A 6191-nucleotide genomic window follows, 5' to 3' on the forward strand; every position below is an offset into this window, starting at 1 on the left:
CGTGGCAGACCCCGGGCCGGGGGCCCGTCGGCTCCCGACCCCCGCGCTCGCGTGACCACGCGCCGATCACCCTGACCGGCCTCGCCGGCAAGGTGCTCCTGCTCGGCCTCACCGCCGGCATCGCCCTCTGGGCGGCATTCCCGCTCATCGACGGGGAGAAGTGGGCCGGCCTGGCCCTGCTGGCGGCGACCACCGCCGGGCTGTTCTACCTCTACCTCACCCGGCGGCACATCCCGGCCAAGTACCTGGTGCCAGGCACCCTGTTCCTCATCGCCTTCCAGGTGTTCCCCGTGCTCTACACGGCGAGCACCGCCTTCACCAACTTCGGTGACGGGCACCGGGGCAGCAAGGACGAGGCGATCGTCGCGATCCAGACCTCGTCGGTCACCCAGGTGCCCGGCTCCGCCGAGTACGCCCTGTCGGTCGCCACCAAGGGCGACCCGGCCACCGCGCCACTGGTCTTCCTGGTCACCGACCCCACCACCGGGGCGGTCTCCGCCGGCGACGCGGGCGGGCTGCGCCGACTCGACGCCGCCGACGTCACCGTCGGCACGGGCGGAAAGGTCACCGCCGCCGACGGCTACACCGTGCTGAACTTCGGCCAGGCCAGCGCCCGCAGCAAGGAGATCACCGACCTGGTCGTCCCGACCGCCGGTGGCGCGCTGCGGTCCAGCGGCCTGTCCCGGGCGTACGAGGGCAAGGCGGTGCGGGCGTACGACGCCGGCTGCGACTGCGTCCGGGACACCGGAACCGGGCAGACCTGGACCGCCGACGAGGAGGTGGGCGCCTTCGTCGCCGCCGACGGCGAGCGGCTGGCCCAGGGCTGGAAAATCAACGTCGGGCTGCGCAACTTCACCCGCGTGCTCACCGACGAGAACATCTCCGGCCCGTTCCTGGGCACCCTGATCTGGAATTTCGCGTTCGCCATCGCCTCCACCGCAGGCACGTTCCTGCTCGGCATGCTGATCGCGCTCGTGCTGCACTCGCCCCGGATGCGGGGCACCAACCTCTACCGGGTGCTGCTGGTCCTGCCGTACGCCATGCCGTCGTTCGCGATGCTGCTGGCCTGGCGGGACATGTTCAACGCCGACTTCGGCCTGATCAATAACCTGTTCGGGCTGGACGTGGACTGGTTCGGCCAACCGTGGACGGCCCGCTTCGCGGTCATCCTCGTGCAGCTGTGGCTCGGCTACCCGTACATGTTCCTGGTGGCCACCGGCGCGTTGCAGGCCATCCCGAGGGAGCTGACCGAGGCCACGTGGGTCGACGGGGCGTCGCCCTGGCAGTCCTTCCGCGCGGTCACCCTGCCGCTGCTGCTGGTCGCGCTGTCTCCGCTGCTGATCTCGTCGTTCGCGTACAACTTCAACAACTTCAACGCGATCTACCTGACCACCGAGGGCGCGCCCTTCCCGGCCGACAACCCGACCAACGGCGCCACCGACCTGCTCATCACGTACACCTATCGGCTGGCCTTCGGCGGGCAGGGCGCGCAGTTCGGCTTCGCCGCCGCGATCTCGCTGTTCATCTTCGCCATCGTCGCCGTCGTCTCGGCGGTCAGTTTCCGGCGGACCCGCAAGCAGGAGGAGGTGTACTCGTGAGCACCCTCACCGCGCGTACCGGCGACACGGCCGGCCGCCCGGCCGCGAACCGGAACATCAGTGGTAGGCGGCGTAACCGCTGGTTCGCCCAGGTCGGCTGGCGGCACCTGGTCGCCATGCTCGCCGTGCTGTTCAGCCTCTTCCCGATCGTGTTCGTGCTCTCCGCCGCGCTCAATCCGCTCGGCACGCTCTCCACCAGCGAGCTGGTGCCCACCGACGGGGTGTCGCTCGGCAACTTCAGCGGGCTGTTCGAGCGGACCGCCTTCGAACGGTGGTTCCTCAACTCCCTGCTGATCGCCGGGGTGGCCTCGTTCGCGTCGGTGTTCCTGTCGGCGCTGGCCGCGTACGCCTTCTCCCGGATGCGCTTCCGGGGACGGCGGGTGGGGCTGTTGTCGCTGCTGCTGATCCAGATGTTCCCGCAGTTCCTGGCGATCGTGGCGATCTACCTGATCTTCGGCACGATCACCGACCTGTGGCCGTCGATCGGCTTCAACACCCCGTGGGGGTTGCTGCTGCTCTACCTGGGTGGGGCGCTCGGCGTGAACACCTGGCTGATGAAGGGCTTCTTCGACACCCTGCCCCGGGAACTGGACGAGTCGGCGACGATGGACGGCGCGTCGCACGCCCAGGTCTTCTTCCGGATCATGCTGCCGCTGGTGGCGCCGATCCTGGCGGTGGCCGGGCTGCTGGCGTTCATCGGCACCATCAACGAGTTCCTGATGGCCAACGTGTTCCTCACCAGCAGCGACTCGAAGACCCTCGCGGTCGGCATGTACGGCCTGTTGCAGGGCAACGAGCGCAACAACAACTTCGGGATCTTCGCGGCCGGCACCCTGCTCACCGCGATCCCGACGGTGCTGGTCTTCCAGCTCCTGCAGCGCTACATCGTCTCCGGCCTGACCGCCGGAGCGGTCAAGGGATGACCACGCCGCAGCCGCACCACGACGGATCCGTCGGCTACGTCCCGCAGCAGGAGCCGACGCTCGGCGAGACCGTCGACGTCTTCGTCCGGGTTCCGGCCGGTGCCGACGTCCGGCAGGTGCACGTGCGGACCACCGGCGACGGTGAGCCACACTTCCGTGCGGCCACCGTGGACCGTGCCGAGGGCGACGTCCTCTGGTGGCGTGCCGAGGTCGAGGCGCGCAACCCGGTGAGCAACTACCGCTTCCTGCTCTCCGGGCGGCACGGTCCCCGGTGGCTGACCGCCGCCGGTGTGGCCGACCACGACGTGCCCGACCACGGCGACTTCAAGCTGGTCACCCGCGCCGCGCCGCCGGCCTGGGCACGGGACGCGGTGATCTACCAGATCTTCCCGGACCGGTTCGCCCGTTCGGCGGCGGCGGATGATCGGCCGCTGCCGGACTGGGCGATCCCGTGCGACTGGGACACCCCGGTGATCGGGCGGGGCCCCGAGACGCCGTACCAGTTCTACGGCGGCGACCTGGACGGGATCACCGAGCGGCTGGACCATCTGGACCGGCTCGGGGTGAACACCGTCTACCTCACCCCGATCTTCCCGGCCCGTTCCAACCACCGCTACGACGCGGCCAGCTTCGACCGGGTCGATCCGCTGCTCGGCGGGGACGCCGCGCTGGCCCGCCTCGCCGAGGCGGTACGCGCCCGGGGCTGGCGGCTGCTCGGCGACATCACCAGCAACCACACCGGCGACGGCCACGACTGGTTCGCGTCGGCCTCCTCGGACGTGCGCGCGCCCGAGCGGGGGCTGTACTACTTCGACGAGAGCTCCGGCTCGTACGAGTCCTGGAACGGCGTCAAGTCGCTGCCGAAGCTGAACTGGGGCAGCGCCGACCTGCGCCGTCGCTTCGCCACCGCCGAGGACGCCGCGCTGCGCCGCTGGCTGCGCCCGCCGTACGGCCTTTCCGGGTGGCGGGTCGACGTGGCGAACATGACCGGCCGGCGGGGCGTCGACGCGTACACCCACGAGGTGGCGGCGCTGCTGCGCTCGGTGGTCGTCGGGGAGCGTCCGGACGCCCTGCTGATGGCCGAGCACGGCCACGACCACACCGGTGACCTGGACCGCGATGGCTGGCACGGCACCATGAACTACGTCGGCTTCACCGACCCGATCTGGTCCTGGCTGCGCCACGGCGACCAGCCGGTGCCGAACTTCCTCGGTACCCCGGGCGGGGTGCCCCGGCGGGACGCGGAAGCGGTGCTGGCCACCATGGGCGCGTACCGGTCGCTGGTCTCGTGGCGCTCGTACGTGCACTCCTGGCAGCTGCTCGGCTCGCACGACTCGGCGCGGATCCGGACGGTGGTCGGCGACGCCGCCCGGCAGGAGGTGGCCGCCGGTCTGCTCGCCACGATGCCCGGCACTCCGATGATCTTCGCGGGGGACGAGCTGGGGCTGACCGGCACGAACGGCGAGTCCTCGCGTACCCCGATGCCGTGGCGCCGGCCGGGCAGTTGGGACGCCGCCACGTTCGCCACGTACCGGTCGCTGATCGCGTTGCGTCGCGCGGAGCCGGCGCTGCGCCACGGCGGTCTGCGGTGGCTGCACCACGACCCGGACACGCTGGTCTTCCTGCGGGAGGCGCCGGCCGGCTCGGTGCTGGTGCTGGCCCGCCGGGCGCCCGGCACGCCGGTGCGGCTGACCGGGCTGCCGGCCGCCGACAACGTGTACGGCGGGGCGTCCGCGCTCCGGCCCGGGCCGGACGGGGTGTCGACCCTGTCCGGCGACGGCCCCACCTTCCAGGTGTGGCGGCTGTGGTGACCGGGCTCGACGCGCCGACCGGCCGACCCCCTACTACGAACTGTCGTTGATGGGGGAGGATGGGCGGCGTGGAAGCACTGCGACTCATTCTCCTCTATGTCCATCTGATCGGCTTCGCCCTGCTGCTCGGCGGCTCGATCGCCCAGTACGTCAGCGGGAAGCTGCGAATCAACTCCGCCATGCTCTGGGGCGCCGGGATCCAGCTGCTGACCGGGCTCGGTCTCTCCGCGCCGCTGCGCGGCGGTGGTGACAACGAGCCGGACCCGGCGAAACTTGTGACGAAGTTGGTGATCGCGCTGCTGATCTTCGTCATGGTCTTCTTCTCCCGGAAGCGGGACGTGGTCAACCGCGGCCACTTCCTCGCGATCGTCGGCCTGACCCTGGTCAACGCGGCGGTCGCGGTCTTTTGGCGGTAACGTCCGGCGGAGGGGATGACCTCCGCGAACCGGACGTTCGGGACGCCTCGATGCTCGGTTACCAGCACGAAGAGTGATGTGCCCCACGCAAGGGTTACACCCGGGTAACAGGCGCTCAACAGTCGTGCACGATTGTCGGCCGGTGGGTGGGCGCGGGCGTACGCTCCCGTCCGTAACGTGGGACAGCCGGCGGCACACCCGCAGGTCGGCTGATGGGCTGCCACCGCACTAGGCGCGGTGTGCAATGGGAAGGAGACGTCTTGCGCTCGGTGCGTGGGATGCGGATCGCCTCGATCTTCGCGGTAGGTGGGCTCGTGCTCAGCGCCGCCGCGTGTGGCGAGGCCCCCGATAGTGACAAGAACGCCGGCAGTGGCGCCAAGAAGTACAGCGCCTGCATGGTGACCGACGTCGGCGGCATCGACGACAAGTCGTTCAACACCTCGGCCTGGAAGGGTCTGCAGGAGGCCAAGGCCGCCAACGACAACATCGACATCAAGTACGTCGCGTCGAAGTCCGAGCCCGACTACGAGCCGAACCTGACGCAGTTCGTCAACCAGAAGTGCGACTTCATCCTGGCGGTCGGCGGCCTGATGGCCAACGCCACCTCGAAGATCGCCAAGGCGAACCCGAACCAGCAGTTCGGCATCGTCGATGCCAACCCGGGTGACGCCAACGTCTACCCGATGCAGTTCGACACCGCCCAGGCCGCGTTCCAGGCCGGCTACCTCGCCGCCGGGATGAGCAAGACCGGCAAGGTGGGCACCTACGGTGGTCTGCCGATCCCGCCGGTGACGATCTTCATGGACGGCTTCGTCGACGGTGTGAAGTACTACAACACCGCCAAGGGCAAGAACGTCCAGGCGCTGGGCTGGAACAAGGAGACCCAGAAGGGCTCCTTCACCAACGACTTCGCCAAGCAGGACGAGGGCAAGAAGGTCTCCGACGCGCTGGTCGCCCAGGGCGCGGACATCATCATGCCGGTCGCCGGCGGCTCCGGCCTCGGCACCACCGCCGCGGCCAAGGCCTCGGGCGGCAAGTACAGCACCATCTGGGTGGACGTCGACGGCTGCGAGAGCACCCCGGACTGCGCCGCGATCATCACCACCGTGGTCAAGAACATCCCGGAGGCCGTCAAGGAGGCGGTGGTGAAGGCCGCCGGTGGCGAGAAGCTGCAGGCCAACCCGGGCTTCGTCGGCACCCTGGCCAACACCGGTGTCTCGATCGCCCCGTACCACGACTTCGACGGCAAGGTTCCGGCCGAGCTGAAGACCGAGGTTGACAAGATCAAGGCGGACATCGCCGCCGGCACCATCACCGTCACCTCGAAGGCCCAGCCGACCAAGTGACAACCGCCCGGCCCCTCCGGTGAGATCATCGCAGGAGCGGCGGGGTACAGGTACGACCGATCCGGCCGCTCCGGCCCGCGGGTGACCACCCGTGGGG

At 69.8% G+C, this 6191-nt stretch carries 5 protein-coding genes; all 5 read left to right on the forward strand.

Annotation, left to right across the window (positions count from 1 at the left end; genetic code table 11):
* Positions 1-65 precede the first annotated feature (65 nt).
* The 5 genes from AB0J68_RS24690 to AB0J68_RS24710 all read left to right on the forward strand — a co-directional run bounded on the left by AB0J68_RS24690 (position 66) and on the right by AB0J68_RS24710 (position 6094).
* Entirely contained in the window at positions 66-1598 is a 1533-nt protein-coding gene (locus AB0J68_RS24690; RefSeq protein ID WP_363940599.1) for an ABC transporter permease subunit, read from the forward strand.
* 116 nt (positions 1599-1714) lie between these two features.
* Positions 1715-2521, forward strand: a complete 807-nt coding sequence (locus AB0J68_RS24695; protein ID WP_354860526.1) for an ABC transporter permease subunit — start codon at positions 1715-1717, stop codon at positions 2519-2521.
* The gene (locus AB0J68_RS24700; protein WP_363940598.1) at positions 2518-4332 is read left to right on the forward strand and encodes a glycoside hydrolase family 13 protein; all 1815 of its coding nucleotides are present in this window, start codon (positions 2518-2520) and stop codon (positions 4330-4332) included. Before AB0J68_RS24695 ends, AB0J68_RS24700 begins: the two co-directional genes overlap by 4 nt.
* A gap of 68 nt (positions 4333-4400) precedes the next feature.
* Positions 4401-4748, forward strand: coding sequence for a hypothetical protein (locus tag AB0J68_RS24705; protein ID WP_354860485.1), 348 nt, complete (start codon positions 4401-4403; stop codon positions 4746-4748).
* Between the two features lie 278 nt (positions 4749-5026).
* The gene (locus AB0J68_RS24710; RefSeq protein ID WP_354860524.1) at positions 5027-6094 is read left to right on the forward strand and encodes a BMP family ABC transporter substrate-binding protein; all 1068 of its coding nucleotides are present in this window, start codon (positions 5027-5029) and stop codon (positions 6092-6094) included.
* Positions 6095-6191 lie beyond the last annotated feature (97 nt).

The organism is Micromonospora sp. NPDC049580 (genome assembly GCF_040675595.1).
Lineage (GTDB): Bacteria > Actinomycetota > Actinomycetes > Mycobacteriales > Micromonosporaceae > Micromonospora.

Bases quoted from the DNA above. Each gene is read 5' to 3' on its own strand.
- AB0J68_RS24700 (WP_363940598.1), top strand. From the start codon at position 2,518: ATGACCACGCCGCAGCCGCACCACGACGGATCCGTCGGCTACGTCCCG.
- AB0J68_RS24695 (WP_354860526.1), top strand. From the start codon at position 1,715: ATGCTCGCCGTGCTGTTCAGCCTCTTCCCGATCGTGTTCGTGCTCTCC.
- AB0J68_RS24710 (WP_354860524.1), top strand. From the start codon at position 5,027: ATGCGGATCGCCTCGATCTTCGCGGTAGGTGGGCTCGTGCTCAGCGCC.